Origin of the sequence: Dactylosporangium sp. NPDC051484, from assembly GCF_040689395.1 — a bacterium.
GTDB lineage: Bacteria > Actinomycetota > Actinomycetes > Mycobacteriales > Micromonosporaceae > Dactylosporangium.
Map to the genome: position 1 here is coordinate 109,131 of NZ_JBFAZX010000023.1, position 17,864 is coordinate 126,994.

21 protein-coding genes are annotated in these 17,864 nt (G+C 68.3%); 7 read left to right on the plus strand and 14 right to left on the minus strand.

What is annotated here, in order from left to right:
* Positions 1-35 precede the first annotated feature (35 nt).
* Positions 36-905 (minus strand): AraC family transcriptional regulator, encoded by an 870-nt coding sequence (locus AB0367_RS29160; protein WP_366229649.1) that lies wholly within the window; start codon positions 903-905, stop codon positions 36-38.
* A gap of 261 nt (positions 906-1,166) precedes the next feature.
* On the opposite strand from AB0367_RS29160, the gene AB0367_RS29165 reads away from it, so the two are divergent.
* A complete protein-coding gene (locus tag AB0367_RS29165; RefSeq protein WP_366229650.1) occupies positions 1,167-1,874 on the plus strand; it encodes an SDR family oxidoreductase in 708 nt (235 codons plus the stop codon).
* Positions 1,875-2,046: 172 nt separating this feature from the next.
* Here the strand turns inward: AB0367_RS29165 and AB0367_RS29170 are convergent, their stop codons facing one another.
* From AB0367_RS29170 to AB0367_RS29185, 4 genes are all read right to left on the minus strand, one after another.
* Positions 2,047-2,493, minus strand: a complete 447-nt coding sequence (locus AB0367_RS29170) for a hypothetical protein (RefSeq protein ID WP_366229651.1) — start codon at positions 2,491-2,493, stop codon at positions 2,047-2,049.
* A gap of 248 nt (positions 2,494-2,741) precedes the next feature.
* Positions 2,742-3,293 (minus strand): hypothetical protein, encoded by a 552-nt coding sequence (locus tag AB0367_RS29175; protein WP_366229652.1) that lies wholly within the window; start codon positions 3,291-3,293, stop codon positions 2,742-2,744.
* Between the two features lie 317 nt (positions 3,294-3,610).
* Positions 3,611-4,408: a class I SAM-dependent methyltransferase gene (locus AB0367_RS29180; RefSeq protein ID WP_366229653.1), complete on the minus strand. Its 798-nt coding sequence runs from the start codon at positions 4,406-4,408 to the stop codon at positions 3,611-3,613.
* Between the two features lie 547 nt (positions 4,409-4,955).
* Positions 4,956-5,510, minus strand: coding sequence for a hypothetical protein (locus tag AB0367_RS29185; protein ID WP_366229654.1), 555 nt, complete (start codon positions 5,508-5,510; stop codon positions 4,956-4,958).
* Positions 5,511-6,140: 630 nt separating this feature from the next.
* Here AB0367_RS29185 and AB0367_RS29190 point away from each other — a divergent pair.
* Positions 6,141-6,488: a hypothetical protein gene (locus AB0367_RS29190; RefSeq protein WP_366229655.1), complete on the plus strand. Its 348-nt coding sequence runs from the start codon at positions 6,141-6,143 to the stop codon at positions 6,486-6,488.
* Positions 6,489-6,645: 157 nt separating this feature from the next.
* Here AB0367_RS29190 and AB0367_RS29195 read toward each other — a convergent pair whose 3' ends face one another.
* Positions 6,646-6,966 carry a hypothetical protein gene (locus tag AB0367_RS29195; RefSeq protein WP_366229656.1) on the minus strand — a complete coding sequence of 107 codons (321 nt, stop codon included), beginning with the start codon at positions 6,964-6,966 and terminating at the stop codon, positions 6,646-6,648.
* Between the two features lie 153 nt (positions 6,967-7,119).
* The gene (locus AB0367_RS29200; RefSeq protein ID WP_366229657.1) at positions 7,120-8,778 is read right to left on the minus strand and encodes an MFS transporter; all 1,659 of its coding nucleotides are present in this window, start codon (positions 8,776-8,778) and stop codon (positions 7,120-7,122) included.
* On the opposite strand from AB0367_RS29200, the gene AB0367_RS29205 reads away from it, so the two are divergent.
* Positions 8,753-9,514, plus strand: a complete 762-nt coding sequence (locus tag AB0367_RS29205; protein WP_366229658.1) for a TetR/AcrR family transcriptional regulator — start codon at positions 8,753-8,755, stop codon at positions 9,512-9,514. The two genes, AB0367_RS29200 and AB0367_RS29205, sit on opposite strands and share 26 nt — an antisense overlap.
* A gap of 35 nt (positions 9,515-9,549) precedes the next feature.
* On the opposite strand, the gene AB0367_RS29210 is transcribed toward AB0367_RS29205, so the two are convergent.
* Complete coding sequence (locus AB0367_RS29210) at positions 9,550-10,425, minus strand: NAD(P)H-binding protein (protein ID WP_366229659.1); 876 nt, start codon at positions 10,423-10,425, stop codon at positions 9,550-9,552.
* A gap of 177 nt (positions 10,426-10,602) precedes the next feature.
* On the opposite strand from AB0367_RS29210, the gene AB0367_RS29215 reads away from it, so the two are divergent.
* Entirely contained in the window at positions 10,603-11,349 is a 747-nt protein-coding gene (locus tag AB0367_RS29215; RefSeq protein ID WP_366229660.1) for a phosphotransferase, read from the plus strand.
* 24 nt (positions 11,350-11,373) lie between these two features.
* Here the strand turns inward: AB0367_RS29215 and AB0367_RS29220 are convergent, their stop codons facing one another.
* Positions 11,374-12,477 carry a crosslink repair DNA glycosylase YcaQ family protein gene (locus tag AB0367_RS29220; protein WP_366229661.1) on the minus strand — a complete coding sequence of 368 codons (1,104 nt, stop codon included), beginning with the start codon at positions 12,475-12,477 and terminating at the stop codon, positions 11,374-11,376.
* Positions 12,478-12,590: 113 nt separating this feature from the next.
* Between AB0367_RS29220 and AB0367_RS29225 the strand changes: the two genes are divergently transcribed.
* On the plus strand, positions 12,591-13,022 hold the full coding sequence (locus tag AB0367_RS29225) for a hypothetical protein (RefSeq protein ID WP_366229662.1): 432 nt from the start codon (positions 12,591-12,593) through the stop codon (positions 13,020-13,022).
* 73 nt (positions 13,023-13,095) lie between these two features.
* Here AB0367_RS29225 and AB0367_RS29230 read toward each other — a convergent pair whose 3' ends face one another.
* Positions 13,096-13,326, minus strand: a complete 231-nt coding sequence (locus AB0367_RS29230) for a hypothetical protein (protein ID WP_366229663.1) — start codon at positions 13,324-13,326, stop codon at positions 13,096-13,098.
* Positions 13,327-13,418: 92 nt separating this feature from the next.
* Between AB0367_RS29230 and AB0367_RS29235 the strand changes: the two genes are divergently transcribed.
* Positions 13,419-13,832, plus strand: coding sequence for a DUF1232 domain-containing protein (locus tag AB0367_RS29235; RefSeq protein WP_366229664.1), 414 nt, complete (start codon positions 13,419-13,421; stop codon positions 13,830-13,832).
* A 118-nt stretch (positions 13,833-13,950) separates the two neighbouring features.
* Positions 13,951-14,355 carry a GntR family transcriptional regulator gene (locus AB0367_RS29240; protein WP_366229665.1) on the plus strand — a complete coding sequence of 135 codons (405 nt, stop codon included), beginning with the start codon at positions 13,951-13,953 and terminating at the stop codon, positions 14,353-14,355.
* 142 nt (positions 14,356-14,497) lie between these two features.
* Here the strand turns inward: AB0367_RS29240 and AB0367_RS29245 are convergent, their stop codons facing one another.
* From AB0367_RS29245 to AB0367_RS29260, 4 genes are read right to left on the minus strand one after another with little or no spacing between them, the layout of a single operon-like run.
* Positions 14,498-15,193 (minus strand): hypothetical protein, encoded by a 696-nt coding sequence (locus AB0367_RS29245; RefSeq protein WP_366229666.1) that lies wholly within the window; start codon positions 15,191-15,193, stop codon positions 14,498-14,500.
* On the minus strand, positions 15,183-15,770 hold the full coding sequence (locus AB0367_RS29250; RefSeq protein ID WP_366229667.1) for an RNA polymerase sigma factor: 588 nt from the start codon (positions 15,768-15,770) through the stop codon (positions 15,183-15,185). The genes AB0367_RS29245 and AB0367_RS29250 overlap by 11 nt, the downstream gene beginning before the upstream one ends.
* Before the next feature lie 8 nt (positions 15,771-15,778).
* Positions 15,779-17,374, minus strand: coding sequence for a bifunctional polysaccharide deacetylase/glycosyltransferase family 2 protein (locus tag AB0367_RS29255; RefSeq protein ID WP_366229668.1), 1,596 nt, complete (start codon positions 17,372-17,374; stop codon positions 15,779-15,781).
* Positions 17,375-17,377: 3 nt separating this feature from the next.
* Positions 17,378-17,761 carry a hypothetical protein gene (locus AB0367_RS29260; protein ID WP_366229669.1) on the minus strand — a complete coding sequence of 128 codons (384 nt, stop codon included), beginning with the start codon at positions 17,759-17,761 and terminating at the stop codon, positions 17,378-17,380.
* Positions 17,762-17,864: the final 103 nt, after the last annotated feature.

Consider the following 17,864-nt stretch of genomic DNA (forward strand, 5'->3'; position numbering starts at 1 on the left):
TGAACTGGATGGTGTCTGGATGCCTGCCGGGGTCGTTACGCCGGTTCGACGGGCAGCCAGAGCTCGCAGGTCGCGGTGCTGTAGTCGTCCGCGTGCTCAAGCACGGCGACGATTTCCGGACCTGGCCGCAGACGCCACGGGTTGGAGGGGAACCACTCGGTCGCGGTCGCGGCCCAGGCCTCCTGCAGAGCCTGCGGATACGTCCCCGCGGTCCGGAAGACCGCCCACCTGCCGGCCGGGACCTCGATGGTGTCGAGGTCTTCGGGGACCGACGTATCCGCAGAGACGGCGACCCCGTGGAGGTAGGTCAGCTCGCTGCCTTCAGCGCGGTCGGGATCGAGGTCGTCGCTGACCGCGAGCAAGCCCACCGGCTCGGTGTTACTCAGGGCCTTCAGGTGCAGATGCTTCTCCTTCGGCAGCGCGGTGATGTGCTGCTGGATGTGCGGGTTGATGCCCTGGTGGATCAGCGGAACGCGGGCTGCGTACCCCACGAGCCGGAACGCGGGGTGGTCGACGATGCGGGTGTCCATGCGTTTGCTCCCTTCGACGGTCAGGCGGAACCTGAGCTGCGGTTGTGTGCGAAGGGGGCCTCCATCGCGGCGGACGTCACCGGGGCCAGCGCCGTGGACCGCCCGGAACGCTCGTCCGAACGCCTCGGTCGAGCCGTATCCGTGCCGGACAGCGATGGTCAGCAGATCCTCCTCGCCCCGGACGACGTCGGCGGCGGCGACGGTCATGCGGCGGCGGCGCACGTACTCTGACAGCGGTATGCCGGCCAGCGATGAGAACATCCGCCGGAGGTGGTGTTCGGTCGTGCCGAGCGCCCTGGCCACATCCTTGACGTCGAAATCCTCAGCAAGGTTTTCCTCGACAAGGTCGACGAGCCGGTTGAGTGCCGAGATCATGAAGCCTCCTTCCGACGTCAACCTTGGCCGAAGGGGCACCGGCTGCGCCCGATCGCTGTGGCCCGATCCGATCATGTGCCCCCCTGTGACGGCGCCGACGCGCGCCCATGGCACCGACCGAGCGCGCAGCAGGTCACCGCTCATCGCGGTCGGTGACCGCCGAATGGAGCCGAGGATGTCCGCAACTGCCGAAACGCGGATGTCCGATCGTGGTGCGGTGCTGTTGACCTCAACCCAAGTTCAAGTGCTTCGCTGCCGGCTATGAATCTTGACGGGCTACGCGTCGCTATCACCGGCGCTGGACGCGACACGGGACGGTCGCTGGCAGAAACGTTTGCCGAGCGCGGCGCACAGGTGTTCCTCTCAGCCCGGAGTCTGGTGGCGGCCGAGCATGTTGCCGATCTGATCCGTCGGCGCGGGCGTGGTCATGCGGAGGCATTTCGCTGCGATCTGGGCGAGGCCGACTCGGTACGCGCGTTCGGTTCGGCGTTGGCCGATCGAACTGAACACCTCGATGTGCTGATCAATAACGGTGCCAGCTACATCGAAGGTGACGACCTGGGGGACGTCTCGGACGTGCAGATCGAGAGCGTGATGGCTGCGGGCGGGACCGGCACCATACTGTTGACCAAACATCTGCTGCCGCTGCTGCGAACCTCGCCGCGGGCCGACATCGTCAACATCATCTCCGCCTGCGGCGAGGTCGGGCACCGCCGTTCTGGCGCGCATCCCGCGTTCTACGCTGCCAAGCATGCCCACGCCGGGCTCGCCGAGATCCTCTCGCATCGGCTCAGGCCGGAAGGCATCCGGGTGATTTCCCTGTTCCCGCCAGACTTCGTTCAAGATGGACCGCGGCAGGCGAACAGCGACCTCACCGCAGGGTCGGTCGTCGACTGCGTACTGTTCGCGGTCGGGCAGCCACGGGACTGCTTCATCCGCGAGTTCCACTTCGAGCAGGTCCGGCATTGATCAGGACGTCGAGGCCATCGCGGTCGCGCCGGCTAGCACAGAACCGTCTGCGCTGATTTGCCGCCGTTGGTGCGCGGAGGCCGGCCCAGTGCTCATCACAGAAGGTGACTGACTCGGCGAGGCAGAGGCATCCTGTTCTGCCGATGTGCGGGTCACGCTGCCCTCCGACGGACTACGCGAGTTCCAGCAAGCTCATATCGCCGGTGCGGACCATCCAGTCGACCCAGTAGCCGAGCCGCCCGCAAGTCACACAGCGACTGGTGACCGCTATCGCACGAATGCCGGCGTTGTCGGCGTACAGGGAATAGCCCACGGCGACGTTGAAGTCCTCTTCGTCGCCATCACCGTCGCACTCGCAGACCATGATGGCCGGCTTCATGGCGTCCCAGTACGCGCCGCTGTCTGCGATGAAGTGCTCAGTAGCGCAGCCGCGGCAGATGCGCTGGACCGCGCGTTCTTCGAGGTCGCTATGGACGCCGAAGACCTGTTCGCCACACGCGGCGCACTTGCAGATCCGTACTTCGTGGACGTCGTACCCCTCGGCGCCCTGAGCCATCGCGTACGCCGCGAGATCTTCGATGCCCTCGCCCACTGGCCACCCATCAACCTCACTGATCACCCGACCATTCTCATCGGCCGAGCGCCGGTCCTGGCCACTCCGAACGTTTTATCGGCTGCGCGCTCATGCCGCCGTCCGTGCGCGCAGCAGGTCGCCGCCCGTCACGTTCGGTGACCGACCCAGTGGGGCCAGGGATGTCCTCAACTGGCCGATGAGTGCGCCGTTCATGTCTGGATGCCCGCAGGTCATCCGGGGGCGGCGATGTTTTAGCCGTAGACGGTCGCCACTCCACCGCGTCGTCGGCGGCGTCAGACCCAGAACGGCGCGGCGTGCTCCGCCGCGCGGACAACGGCGCTTCCGTCGATGGTTGCGGAGGTCTGGCCGATGCCTATGTTCCGCCACTCGACGACGAACTCGAAGACGACCGGCGGCGGGAGGGGCCAGAGCCAGAGTCGCTGATGGCAGCGATAGTTCTGCTCGTTGCTGGAGGAGTCGCTGCCGGCCTCGACGAGCATGGGGCGTTCGGGCTTGTCGCTTGGATGGGCCCAGCCCCGAAACGGATGCTCAACGGTCGTGGCTCTCGAGCCGTCAGGAAAACGGACGCCGAACTTCAAGCCTTCCTCGGTCGTCGTGGGGCCGGGCTCAGCTCCGTAGTGGCTTTCAACCACACCTTTCCAGGCCGAGTCGTCCAGCGGTCCTCGGCGGACTGCTAGGTGCAGAGTGAGGATGCAGCCCTCGGGAAAGGCCGCCACGTGCTCCAACGCGACCACTGCCCGCTTGGTCTTTGCGACGAACTGCTGGATCGGCACTGTATGGCCGAGGACATCCGTGGGTGGTGCCTGCCAGGGAGCAGCGTCCATGCACGAGACCCTAGACCGGATCTGGATGCTGGCGTATCAAAATAGGCATCGTCGAGGCGCACGCCGTGGGGAAGCTCCGTCTATGGGCCCGCCGTCGGGTGAGTGGGCCGCCGACGCGCACGCTGGCCGCGGTAGCCGAATCTGGCGCCGTTGGTGCGCGGCGGCCGGCCAGCGCGCGTAACAGACGGTGACTGGTTCGGCGGGGCAAGGGCTTCCTGTCCCGCCGATGACAGTGAGTGAGTCAGGACCGTCATCACTCGGTGCTTCGCTTCGATCTGGCTTTGTTGGCAGGCTTTAACGTGAGCCTCTCGCGGCACTCACCCGGGTTTGCGGCCGGACCAGATGCCTGTTGCTCGCCGCAGGACCCGATCGTCAGCGGGAAATTCCATTACACGATGATGGAATTCGCGGCGGCGGTCGTCCGGCAGATCCTCGATGAATGCTCGGTAACCGTGGCTCAGCGCCCATCGCCATAGCATCGCGTTGTCCGGGAACGCGACGGCGATCTCGGCGCGGTCCATACGGAGGTCCACGAAGCCCGCCTCCTCCAGCAAGTCGGCGGCGTCGACCACTTGACCCATGCTTCCGTTCGGGTGCAGGTAGGCGGCAAACTCCTCGAACAGTGCGTCGAGGCGGCCGCCGAGTGAAGGCGTCTGGATGGTCGGGTTCTTACCGGGGCGGTGGCTGTTGCTCTGACGGGCGCTGCTACCAGTGAACGCGAACCGCCCGCCAGGCACCAAGACGCGATACGCTTCGGCAACTCCAGCCGCCGGATCGTCGAGGATGTGGATGACGAACGAGGAGGCGACGAGGTCAAAGCAGTCCGAAGGAAATCGCAGGGCTTGAGCGTTCATGACGTATGTGACTGCTGCGGGATAGTCCGCGGCGAGCCGCTCGATCATCGCCGGTGCCGCGTCAACGGCTGTCACGACACAGCCTCGCTCAAGGGCTGGCGCGGTTAGCGCGCCACGTCCAGCACCCAGATCAAGGAATCGGCAACCAGCCGGAGGTGCGAGGACGTCCATGATGGCTTCGCCATATTCGGCAAAGAATGGGGCTACCTGATCATAGTCGACAGCGATGCGATCGAACAGCTTCCATGCCGATTCCTCCATGGCGACGAATATCACGGTGATCGCGCGTCTGCGCAAACTATTTCCCACGCTCATCAGACCTGGCAGTGCAACCGGTCCTGGGGATCACAGCAGGGCTGCCGACATCCGCTCATGCCGCCGTTGGTGCGCGTCGCCGGGCCAGTGCTCGTCATGGACGGCGACTGGCTCGGAGAGGCAAAGGGCTTCCTGTCCTGCCGATGAGAGTTCGTTGCACGGCCGGCTTCGGGTGCTGGTCTTGGAGGATCGGTAGACATGCATGTGACCTACAACCTGGCCGTCTGGGAAGGCGACCGGCCGGCGAATGACGTCGCCGCGGCGGCTGTGTTTCGGCGGCTGTATGCAAGCTATGTCGGCTCGGAGGATCGCCCGGTGCCGACGGCCCGGTTTGCCCGGTACGTGCGGGCGCTGCTCGATCGGTTTCCGGACATCGGCACTGACGAGGGCAAGGACAGCCCGTGGGCCACCGCGCCGCTGATGGGCGAGGCCCGCGGCCCACTGGTGTACTTCCCCATGGTGCTGGGCTGGGCCGACGAGGTCCAGCGGGACGTCACTGCATCAGCAGGCGGTAGACGATCGCGCCTGAGAAGAGCGCGAACAGTGCGAGCGGTACCCACCAGTCGGGGAAGCGGCTGCGGGTGTGGCGCGGGCCCTCGGCGGTCTGCCGCTCGGCGACGATCACGCCGAGGCGGTCCACCAGGTCCTGACCCTTGGATCCGCCGGTGTTCAGTAGCGAGTCGGAGAAACCCCAAGCCCGGACTCGTCTTCCTGAGCCCAGGGTGATGCTGACCGAGAGCAGGTCACGATGGATCGACGCCACCTCGCGGTAGGCAATGCGTTCGACGGTCAGCAGGTTGACCACCTCGAAGTGGTCGAGCCGTGCCGTCAGCTGTGTGCGGAAGCCCATACGGAAGCAAAGCCAGCCCATGACCGCGAAGAAGGCCGCGGCGCCGAAGTCAAACGGCAGCCCGGCCAGGCTCGGCCCGGACATCTCCTTCGGGACGGCCACCACTACGCACAGCAGAAGCAGCCGTCCGATCCAGCGATCGGCGATGCCGTAGAAGACCCGGTCCTTGCCCTTGCGCCCCATCGGGTCAACGTGCACGCTCCACCTCTTCCGTCACCGTGGTGGCCCGCCAGGCCATCGGTTCGCGGAACGTAGCAAAGGCCGCGCCTGTAGCCCGGACCGGAGAAGGCCGGACAGAGAAGAATGCTCACGAGAGACAGGGCGCGACCCGTGCGCGAGGTCAGGTGCACGCGTCTGGCACCGTCCGTGCGTGCAGCCGGTCACCGCTCATCACGGTCGGCAACCGCCCAACGGAGCCGAGGAGGCCGCAACTGCCGAGAACAGTGCGGTATGAGGTGCGAACTTCGAACGAAGAAGCGGCGGTGGCTGTTTATGACGGCTGGTCAAGGCCAGAGACTTGAGCCAGGTAAGCGACGGCCTCGGCGCCGACACGCACTCGGGCCGCTCATCACGGTCGGTGACCGGCCCAGTGGAGCCGAGGATGTCCACAACTGCGCGAGTGTTCTCGAAGGCACTCGGCCAAGTTCAGCCGGCGCGGCTACGGCCGTACGGGCCAATCTGTCTGACAGACCGTCGCCGGACATCGCCGGTGACCACGGCGCCAGGACCGTCGACGACGCCTGGAGAATCTCAGGCGTCCTTGACAAGGACAAGGCTGCCGTTGGCAGATGAGCAGGAAGTTGCGAGTTCGACGACAGGAGTTCCTTCGTGCCGATGACACTGACCACCGAAGTTCTGAACGATGTACCGGACGTGAACGCGGCAACGCTAGACGAGTTGCTCGCATCGGACGCGTTCGGCAAGTTCGCCATTCTCAGTGCGTCCGATGAGGAGTTCATCCAGGCCGGCAACGAATGGGAGCCGGGCGCGGCGTGCGTGGCCTTCATTCAGACCCATGGTTCTGACCCATGGATGCTGGAATACCGCGAGCGCGGTCAGCAGTTCCGTGCCGAGGGACAGGTCACGCTGGAACAGGTGCGGCAGGCGTTCCAGTCTTACCTGTCCGGCGGGTCGGAGTGGCGCACCGCGCTCGCCTGGCGCGAGATATCACTGTAGGCACGTCTGGCTCTGCCTCGGGCGCCGGACGATGCACGTCGGGTGTTCCGTTCGAGAATCGTCACCGAGATCCGAATGCCGCTCGACCGGATCTCGGCCCGCAGTGCGTTCAGGGCCAACCGGCCACCCACGGCGCGCCGTCCACACGAGGCGCGCACTACGTGACGCGGAACTCGTAGGTGACCGCCCGCTGCACCGGCCCGGAGTACTCCGTCACGACGAACCACGCCGTGTCGTCAGGAGCGTGCACGGTCACAGGAACCGTGCTTTCATCTTCGAATCTCAGGGTGAAGACCGGATCGAGCGCGCAGAGGGAGTTGAACGCCTCGCGCTCCTCAGGACCATCACTGAGCAACCGGCCCCGGGCGCTCCATCCGCCGTCCATGACGGTGATAGCCACCGCGACCTCAGCGCAGCCGAGCAGGGTGGACGAGTTCGCCCACCAGTCCAGCCAGCAACGGCCCTCGAAGCTGTCCATGCACCCATCTTCACGCACCGAGCTGCAGTCCATATGACAGCGCCTCTGCGGCTTGATCAGACATCTGCCGCGATGAGCTCGCTACGCGGCGGCCCGGCTCCCGAGCATGCGACTGGCAGCGCGTTGGGCGGGCTGGCGAGGCGTGGCCGGCGTTCAGTGCGTCAGAGTGAGATCCTCGGTGGCCGGTGGCGTGGGCGGCGGGGCCTGCGGTGCGGCTGGGGCCGGTCTCGGGCGCAGGACGGCCACCGCGACGGCTGCGGCAGCGATGCCGCCGACCACGCCGACGATCGCGGTCATGGACATGGCTTCGACGAAGGCATTCTTCGCCAGCCGGGCCAGGTTGTCGTCTCCGGTGGCAGCGGCGATCCGCAGTGCGTCGCCGATGGAGCGCCGGGCCGGGCCGGTGACTTCCTCAGGCATCGCTGTGGTGTACGCGGCGGTCAGGATGCTGCCCAGGACCGCGACGCTGAGGGCCGCGCCGACCTGTTGCACGGTGTCGTTGACCGCTGAACCGACGCCGGCCCGCTCCGGCGGCAGTGCGGCGAGCAGCGTCCCGTATGCGGCCGGGCCGGCGGTGCCGCTGCCCGCTCCGATGACGACCAGCGCGATGACCAGCTTGACGTAGCCGTCGGCGGGCCCGGTCGAGGCGAGCACCCCGAACCCGCCGGCCATCAGCAGAAGGCCGATGGCGATCGCGGTCCGTGTGCCGAGCTTCTTGTCGACCACGACACCGATGCCGTTGAACACCGTCACGGTTACCAGCATCGGAATGAAGGCCATGCCGGACCTCATCGGACCGTACCCGAGCACGAACTGCAGGTACTGGGTCAATGCGAGCATCACGCCACCGGCGGAGAACGACAGCAGCACGATGGACAGGCTGGCCCCGCCGAAGTTGCGGTCGCGGAACAGCGACATGGGCAGCATCGGTTCCGCGACCCTGCGTTCCCACAACACGAACGCGATGAGGGCCGCGGCGGCGGCGACGAATCCGGTGACGGTCCGCGGGGAGGACCAGCCGTCCTTGGCCGATGAGATGACACCCCACACGAGCGCCGTCATGCCGACGGTGGACAGCAGCGCACCGAGCACGTCGGGGCGTCCGGCTGGCCCACGCGACTCCGGGATGAACAGCAGTGCCGCGATGATGCCCAGGACGGCGATCGGGATGTTCATCAGGAACACCGACCCCCACCAAAAATGCTGCAGCAGCAGGCCGCCGACGGTTGGGCCGCCGAGCGCGCCAAGCATCAGCACGGAGCTCCAGATCGCGATGGCCTTCTTGCGTTCGGCTTCGTCGAAGACGGTGGTGAGGATGGACAGCGTGCCGGGCATCAGGAACGCGGCACCGGCGCCCATCAGGCAGCGCACCGCGATCAGTTGTCCGGGTGTGTGGCACAGCGTGGCCAGTACGGACGCGGCACCGAACACCACCAGCCCGGTGACGAGGCCACGCCGGCGGCCGTGCCGGTCGGACAGGCTGCCGGCGGTCAGGAGCAGGCCGGCGAAGACGAGGATGTACGAGTCGATGATCCACTGGATGTCCGAGCTGCTCGCGCCCAGATGGCGGATCAACGACGGGATGGCGATGTTGAGCACCATGTTGTCGATGACGACGACGAGCAGGCTCAGGCAGAGCACGCCCAGGATCAACCATCGACGCGGGTGAGGAGCGGGCACCGGGGATCCTCTCGATCGAACGGTGTACGAGACTCTCGCACACCGTTCCATTGAACTCGAACAGTGTGCGACGATCGGTAAACTGGTGGCGTCGAGAGGACGCCGAATGCCGTCAAAGTCGGACCCGTTCACCAGTTCGGTGTGGACCCGCCCGCCCCGAGGCCGGGGCGAGCAGCCCACGCTGAGCCGCGAGCAGATCGTCCGTGCCGCGATCGAGTTGCTGGACAGCGAAGGGCCGGCCGGCCTGAGCATGCGCCGGCTCGGCACCAGACTGGGCTCGGGCGCCACGTCGGTGTACTGGCACGTCGCGAACAAGGACGAACTGCTCGAGCTCGCGGTCGACGAAGTGATGGGCGAGGTGTACGTGCCCGAGGTTGGCGACACCGGCTGGCGGGTCGGCGCGTCGGTCCTCGCTATGGGCATGCGCGCGATGCTGCTGCGTCACCCGTGGGTGATCGGCCTGCTCGGGATGCGGCCAAATCTCGGGCCGAACGCCATGCGCATCGGGGACCGGACCGTGGCATTGCTGGCGGCGGCCGGCTTCTCCGGGATGGCGTTGTCACACGCGGGTTCGCTGCTGACGTCGCTCGCCATCGGCTCGGCGACGACCGTGGCGGCGGTGACCAACAGCACCAGGCAGTCCGGCCTGTCGGTCAGCGAGGCGGCCAGGCAGCTGGAGCCGCATCTGGAGCGGGCCGCCACGGAGCACGCGAACTACGACAAGTGGCGGCGCGAGACCGATGTGACCGGGATGGACCCGGAACAGATCTGGGACGAAGGCTTCACATTCGGGCTGGAACGACTGCTCGACGGCTTGGAACTGTGGCTCGGCTCAAACGCCGGGGGGCCGGACCACCCAGCTGATTGACAGATCGACATGCTTGTTCGCGGACGTCCCTCCGTTCAGGTGTCGGATGCTCGGAAATCTTCGGCGTGGTCGCGCGCCCACACGGTGAACGGACGGGCGGGCGTGCCGGTGACATCTTCGGCGGTGGGCATCGGACCGGGTTCTGGGGTCACGGGGTGTTTGACCCGCGCGGGATCGGATGTCCCGCCGGAGTATGCCTGGAACCCGGCGAGGAAGTCGGCGGAGGCCGCCGCGAAGCCGCCCTGGGCGAGATAAAGCTCGCGGGCCTGCGCCGGGGTCACCACTTCCAGGCGGATTTCCGCTCCGATGGCGTCGGCAATCACCCGGATCTGGTCACGGCGGCTGATGGGCTCGGGGCCGTACAGGGTGTAGGCGGCGCCCTGGTGGCCGTCCTGGAGCAGAGCGCTCGTGGCCACATCGGCGATGTCGCGTTCGTGAACGGGGCGCCCCACACGGTCGGGAAACGGTTCACGCACGATCCGTTCGGCCCGGATCGACGGCCCCCACAGCCACAGGTTGTTGAGCATGAACTCGGCGGGCCGCACGTGGGTCCATTCCATCCCGGACGCCTCCACCGCATGCTCCACGGGCAGGTGGAAATTCGTGTCATGACCGCTGCTCACCGCGCCCGAGGAAAGCGTGACGACCCGCTGGACCCCGCAGCGCTCCGCCCGGCGCAGAACCTCTGGGGCGGTTGCCGGGAACGGGAACAGGTACATGCGATCCACACCCCGCAGGGCCGGACCCAGGCTCTCCGGGTCGGCCAGATCCCCAGGGAACACCTCGACGTTCCGGGATGGGGATCGGTGGGATCTGCGGCTGACCACCCGTACGGTCACACCGGCGTGTAGCAGCTGTTCGACTACCAGCCTTCCAACGTTTCCGGTTCCCCCGGTTACCAGGATTCGCATTTCCTCTTCTTAGCCCGCCGCCCCGGCGAAGGCAAACGCGAACGGGACGTTCACATATTGCCATTGACCAGCTCAAACAACGTCTCCGAGTCTTCTTGGACCATCGAAATACCGGACAACCAAGCCGCGCAGTCGCACGCGATAAACCTGGCGACGCCGGTGGTCATCCCCGCGAGAATGGCCGATGTGGACGAGGTCAAGGTCGTCGTTGCCCATCACGAGCGCGCGACCCTGCGCGTCGGTGACGTGTTCCTGAAGATCGACGCCGATCACACACGCACCGACGTCGAGGTCGAGGCGATGGCCATGGCGCCGATCCCGACTCCGGAGGTCCTGTGGCGCAAGCCGCCCGTGCTCGCGCTCGCCGCCCTCCCAGGCACGGCACTCGGCCGCCTCGGCGAGCCGTCGACCGCGTCGTCAGCGGCGTGGGCCGCGGCGGGTGCCGCCGTACGGATGCTGCACGACGCGCCGCTGCCGCCATGGCCCGGTCGGAGCCTCGACGAGATCGCATCGCACCTCGACGGCGAATGCGAGTGGCTCGTCACGAACGGCGTCCTTCCCACCGACCTGGTCGCACGCAACCGCCGGATTGCCGAGGCTGCGCTCCGACCGTGGACACCGGTGTTCACGCACGGGGACCTGCAGGTCACCCACGTGTTCGTCGACGGTGACGAGATCACCGGCGTGATCGACTGGTCCGAGGCGGCCCAAGGTGATGCCCTGTACGACCTCGCCACCTTGACGCTCGGACACGAGGAGCACCTTGGCGACGTCGTCGCCGGCTACGGTACCCACGTCGACCTCGACGTGATCCGCGCGTGGTGGTCGTTGCGAAGCCTGCTGACGGTCCGCTGGCTGGTCGAGCACGGCTTCGACCCGTCCTCGCCAGGCTGCGAGGTCGACGTGCTGAGATCCCAGATGTAAGGCTGCACAAGCCCGACGGCCTGTTCAGGTCGTCAAGGCCAGGGTCAGGTGGAGCCAGTTCGCCAGATCATCGATCTCGTGCCGCAGTGCAGCGGTCATCGCCTTGCTGAACGGAACGTCCTGGTGGATGGCATCCACCCGAAGCACACCGGCCTTGCGGTCGCTGGTGGCGTCGAGCTTGCCGACCAGCCGGTCGCCGTACAGGATCGGCAGCGCCCAGTAGCCCCAGCGGCGCTTGGCGGCCGGCTTGTACATCTCCAGCTGGTAGTCGTACTCGAACAGCTCGGTCATCCGCCTGCGGTCGTAGACGAGCCGATCCAGCGGAGACAGCAACGCGGCGCGGCCGGTGAACGTCCGGTCCAGCAGCTCGGGGTCGATCCGCCATTCGCCCTTCACGCCCTCGACCACTGCGGGCTCGCCCGCGGTCCGTACGTCAAGCGGCTCGACCGGGTTCTCCTGAGCGCGGGCGCGCGCGATGCCCAGCGCGCGCAGCCGGCGCTCGTCACGGATCCGCACCGCGTCCTCATAGGGCACCACCTCGTCGTCCGGGTAAACCCGCTCGGCGAGGTCCCACAGCCGGTGGGCGCCGCGCCGACCAGCGGCCGCGACCTCGCCGCGCTGAACGAGGAAGTCGATCATCCTCAGGACGTTGCGATCGTTCGACCAGCCGGAGGAGCGCCACGGGATCACGCACGTGTCCGGCAGCTCCCGCGCGGACAGCGGCCCGTCGGCGCGCAGCCGGGCGAGGATGTCCAGCCTGCAGCCATTGTTGGCATCCACCCAGCCCTGCACGCTCTCCCGCCAATCACGCAGCGGAGGACGGCCCGGCCACTCGGCCATCTCCGCCCGATACAGCGCGAGGTCTTCCGGTGGCCGGATCAGGCCGCGCAGCTCCAGCAGGGCCTGCTCGTCGATGGCGTCGCGTAGCTGCGTCGGGGAATAGCAGGAGCCGAGACGGCTCCACAGGACCAGGTCGGCGTTGGGCGCGACGGCCGCGGTCGGATCGTTCTGCAGCAGCGTCAACCGGCGTACAGCGTCGAACATCCCGCTCGGGCGGTGGGCGTCCAGCAGTTGAGCGCGCACGGCAAGGCGGCGGGCGTCGGTGCGGGACAGGGTGTGCACAGTCACGAGCCGAGACTAGGTGGAAGGTACGACAACAACCGGCGTCCAGCGGGCGTTCGTGCGTGCAGCAGGTCGCCGCCCGTCACGGTCGGTGACCGCGCCTTCTACACTAGCTGCTCATGAGCATGAGTCTTTACCTGGTGAAGGTGACGCCCACGATCGGCGAGCGCATGCAGGCTGATCCCGAGTTGCTCTTGCAGGTCTGGGGCGCGGTGGACCCTGTCGAACCCGACATCGCCGACCTCGACGAGGACGAAGACAAGTTGCTGGAGGACTACCTCGGTATAAGCCACATCTTGCTTGATAAACCCGACCGGTACCCATGGCTGGCACGCGCACTGCACGGCACCGGCGAGGTGGTCGACTTTGAGTATGGGTACGGACCGGGGTTCATAGTCAGGGCAGACATGGCGGCGCAGATCGTGGCCGGATTGGCCGAGGAAGGGTGGTGGCGACAGGGCGACGAGGTGGTTACCGTCGATCACGCCATCGCGGCGTTTTACGCTGCCGCGGCCGATCAAGGCCGTACTGTCATTGGCGGCATCGGCTGAGCAATCCGGAGCCTTACGACCTGGCCGATGTGCGGATGCGCTGGCATTGTCCTCGAGCTACGAGGTTACGGATTCAGTGACCGCGATATTGGATCATGCTCCGGATGGCGCGGTAGACCAGCGGTCCCGCTCCGAGTAACAGGAGTGCCGCGCCGAGGAATAGCACCACGACCTTTCCGTCACTCTGGAAGAGGGTGCCTTGGTGGAGGGTCATCAGTGTCGCACCGAGCAACAGCACAACCAGGGTGGCGGCCACGTACGCCAATGCGGCGAGCAACGATCGCCACAACGGTGGTCGGGTCATGGCCGGACGGTACCAGCAGGGACCGGGGCGGGTGGCCCCTCAAGGAGGCGCTCCGTTCGAGTGTATGCCCCACCGGGCGGGGAGGAACGCTGATGCGGCAGTGGCTGATCGGCCTGGCCGTCGGGGTCGGGCTGTTGCTGGCGTCGTGGGGGCTGCTCATCGTGCTGGCCAGGCGGCTACCACCGGGCATTCTGCGCGACCTGGCGGCGTTCATCCCGGACTGCGTGACCACGGTGCGGAAACTGCGCAAGGACTCGCGAGTACCGCGCCGGGCGAAGATCGCTGTCATCGTGGCCGGGGTGTGGGTGGCATCCCCAATCGATCTGATTCCCGAGTTCATTCCGGTGATCGGTCCGCTGGATGACATCGTGGTGGTCGCGTTGGCGCTGCGGTATGCCGGCCGTCAGGTGCCGCGCGAGGTCCTGTTGGAGGCGTGGCCGGGTGACCCACGGCTGCTCGAGCGACTGCTCGGTCGGCCGAAGCGATCGCCGGAACCGGTTGACTGAGACGCCTCGGCGCGCGGCGCCGCTAGCCAATGAGATCGCGGTGCCAGTCGGGCTGGTCCCGCCACCGCCCGGCAGGTGGCCTTTACACCACATGGCCATATGGTTAAACTCCGAGTCCATGCACCAGGTCAGATTTCGGGACGTCGCGGATGTGCTCCGCCGGCAGATCGACGACGGGACCTACCCGCCCGGCGGTCGCCTGCCGAGCGAGGCGAGTCTCGCCAAGACCTTCGGCTGCAGCAGGGACACCGTTCGCGACGCGCTGGCCGTGCTGGCCACGGAAGGGGAGCTGATCAAGCGGCGCGGGACGCCGTCCATTGTTCGAACGCATGCGCCGCGGACCGCGGTCCGGCTTCCCCCGGACGCCACCGTCACCGCACGGCCCATGACACTCGCCGAGGCGGAGGCATACGGTTGCGGCCCCGGCGTCGCGATCTTCGAGGTCTGCGCCGGCAGCAACGGCTACGCCCTGTACCGCGGCGACCAACACATCCTCACCACCGCGCCGGCGACGACCCGCTGATTGTGACCGCCCGGGCCCAGCTGGCACACCGAACCCGGACAGTCGTCCACGGGCCCCTGCAGCAGGCCGCGCGCGGTGAAAGCGCAGCGCGTCGCCCGAGCGGATGGGGGCAAGGAAAAGAGCGTCGCAGCCGGGTCCCGCGTTACTCCAGTACCGATTGCTTGTTGTTGTCGTCGTCGTGGCTGGGTTTCGCCTTCTTCTCGGGAGTCGGCGCCGTCGCGGGCTCCTCGGGAGTCGGCGTCATCGTCGGCGTCGGCGTCATCGTCGGCGCCACGCCGAGCAGGCGATTGCAGTACTCCTGGATGGCCTTCTCCCCGCCGCCCGAGAGCCGATTCAGCTCCTTGCGTTGCTCGCCGGTGACCGGCGGCGCGTGCGGGTCGGCGCGAAACGCCAGGAATGCGTGGCACGCCTCGACCGGCGAGACGGGGTCCGAAGCGGCGGCGGAGGCGGCGGAGGGCGAGGCCGATGCCGAGGGGTTCGAGGACCCGGGGGGCGTGGTGGTGGCGGTGGGCCCTGGCGTGGTCGGTAGCCGGTTCGGTGTTCGGGCGGCCGACGTGGGCGCGGGTGGCGCCTCGTCGCGGCCGAGCCAGGACTGAACGGGGGCGGGCAGGTGGCCGATGGTCGCGGCGAAGGCGGTACCGCCGATCGACACCGCGGCTACACCGGCCACCGCCAGCGCGACCAGCCGGCGGCGGCGGTGCCGGGCGGCCGGGCGGTACGCGGTGCGGAACCCAGCGACGGCCGCGGCCTCGCCGGCGAGCTCGTGCGGGCGCCCCGGCGCGGCGGCTGCCGACAGCAGCTCGCCTAGCCGCCCCTCGGGCGGTCCCTCAAGGTCCATCTTCGTCGTCCTCGTCAGTGTGAGCGCGCACCTCGGGGTGTTCAGCGAGCCGACGCAGGCCGCGCATCGTGGCGATCCGCACCGCGCCCGAGCGTTTGCCGAGCACACGTGCGGTACCGGCGACGTCGAGCCCGGCCACAACGCGCAGCATGACGGCCTCGGCCTGCTCGCGCGGGAGGGTGGCGATCAGCCGGACAGCCCGGTCGGTCTCGTGGAGTTCCACGACGTCGGCCGCCACATCGCGCTCGATCGCCGCGGCGCGCAGTTGGTCGATGGCGTCGTGCGGTTCCTCGTGCCGGCGCCACGCCCGGCGATTCTCGTCGATGCCGCGGTGCCGGGCGATCCTGAAGAGCCAGACCCGGAACGCCGTCGCGGTACCGCGGAAGCGGGACAGGTCACGTGACACCTGCAGCCACGTCTCGGAAGCGACGTCCTCGGCGGCGTCGCCGCACACCACGCGCAGGTATCGCAGCACGAACGGATGCAGACAGCGCCACAGTACCGCGAATGAGGCGGAGTCACCCTCGATCGCGGCGGCCAGGGCGTCGGCGAGGTCCTCGTCCCGTAGGCCCTGCACTGAGGCGGTCACCGCACTGGGGCGGCCAGCCCAGTGCGGGCCATCGCCCGCCACCGCTGCCGTCCGCCGAGCAACGCCGCCACCGTTCCCTGCACCACAACAAGGTAGAGCAGCTGCCGGTAAATCACCTGCTGGAGAGGTATGGACCACAGCGGCGCCAGCCGTTCGCCGTCCAGGCGCAGCGCGTATGCGGTCGTGGCCATCTGGAGCACGGTGAATCCGCACCAGACCGCGGCGACCTGAGCCCAGGGCAGGAAGAGGGCGCCGTAGATCGCGTAGACATCGACCAGCGGAGCCGCCAGCGGCAACAGCATCTGGAACATAACCAGGTAGAGCACGCCCCGACGACCGAGGCGGCCGCCGCCGCCCCGCTCCAGGATCGCGCCGCGATGCTTCCAGGCCGCCTGCATCGTTCCATAGCACCAGCGGTACCGCTGCCGCCACAGCTGCCGCAGCGAACTCGGCGCCTCCGTCCACGCCACCGCACGCTCGGCGTAGACCGCGCGCCACCCGGCCCGCAGCACAGTCATCGTCAGATCGGTGTCCTCAGCCAGAGTGTCGCCTGGTACCCCGCCCACGTCGCGGAGCGCCTCGCGCCGAAACGCCCCGATCGCGCCGGGGATGGTCGGCATGCATCCTCCCAGGTCGAACATGCGCCGGTCCAGGTTGAAGCCGACCACGTACTCCAGATGCTGCCAGCGCCCGAGCAACCCACCACGGTTGGCGACCTTGGTGTTGCCGCTGACCGCGCCCACGGCGGGATCAGCGAACGGCTGCACGAGCCGCCCGACCGCGTCGGGCTCGAACACCGTGTCGCCGTCGACGAGCACCAGCAGGTCGCCGCGTGCGGCGGCGATCCCCGCGTTCAACGCCGCCGGCTTGCCCGCATTGGCCTGCCGAATCAGGTGTACGGCGGGCAGGCTCCGGCCCAGCCGCTCCACGATCGCCGCGGTCGCGTCCGTCGACCCGTCATCGACGATGATGATCTCGCAGCCCGGGTAGTCGCTCGCTGCCAGCGAGCGCACCGTCTTCTCGATGTTCGCCGCCTCGTTGTAGGCGGGCACGACGATCGACACCGGGCCGAGATACCGGCGCGGGTCCCGAGTCCGGCGCGACCGGCGGGCGTGCCGGCGCGCGGCGACGACCTGGACGGCGAGGCGCAGCAGCGCGAGCGCGGTCCCGGCCACGACGATCCATTGGATCGCGGCGGCGAGCCAGTGACCGGCGGCCTGGCTCCAGCGCAGCGCGGTGCCGCGAGCCACCATGCCGGCACCGGCGGGCGGCGACGCCGGCAGGCCGATCCCCTCCGGCACCGTGACGAACCGGTTGTCCCGGCCCTCGGCCAGGATCCGGCGGGTCGCCTCGACGGTCTGGGCCCGGTCCCCGCCGCCGTCGTGCAGCATGACCACCGCCCCGCTGCCCGGCGACCCGTGGAGGGCGGCCCGCACGATCGCGTCCACCCCGGGCCGCTCCCAGTCGCGGCTGTCGCGGTCGGTGAGGACCGTCAGATAGCCCTCGCCCGCCGCGGCGAGCAGGACGACGACGGCGAGCAGGAACAGCAACCAGTGCGCCCTCGGTTCGCGCCGGGCCCTATAACGCGGCATGCGTTACTTGGTCCGGCTCGGCTTGGGGTTGTTCCCCGGATGCGAGGGCTTGTTCTTCCCGGGTTTGTCGGTCGTCGCGCCCGGCGTCGGCGTCGGCGTGGCGGGGCCCGCGGCGGCGGTCGAGACCTGGGGCCGGACCGTGACCGACCGCGCACTCGGCGCCGGCGCCGGCGCCCGCGTCCCGAGCACCCCGGCCCCGTCGGCGTCGCCGCGCTGCAGCATGCCCTGCCCGTTGCTCGGCAGGCCCGGCAGCGGCACCGGCGAGGAGCCCAGCAATCCGGCGATGAGCAGCCCGCCGCCCGCGATGAGCAGCACGCCGATCGCGGCACCGAGGGCCGTGAAGAGCCGCCGCCGGCGGCCGCCGCGATCCATGAACACGGGTTCCACGCAGGCAAAGGGCGGCGTGCCAGGCCGCCCCGTTACAGCGCGGACGGCCGGTCACCCGCTGCGGGTGACCGGCCGTCGAAGTCGCTGTGGGGTTTAGTTGGAG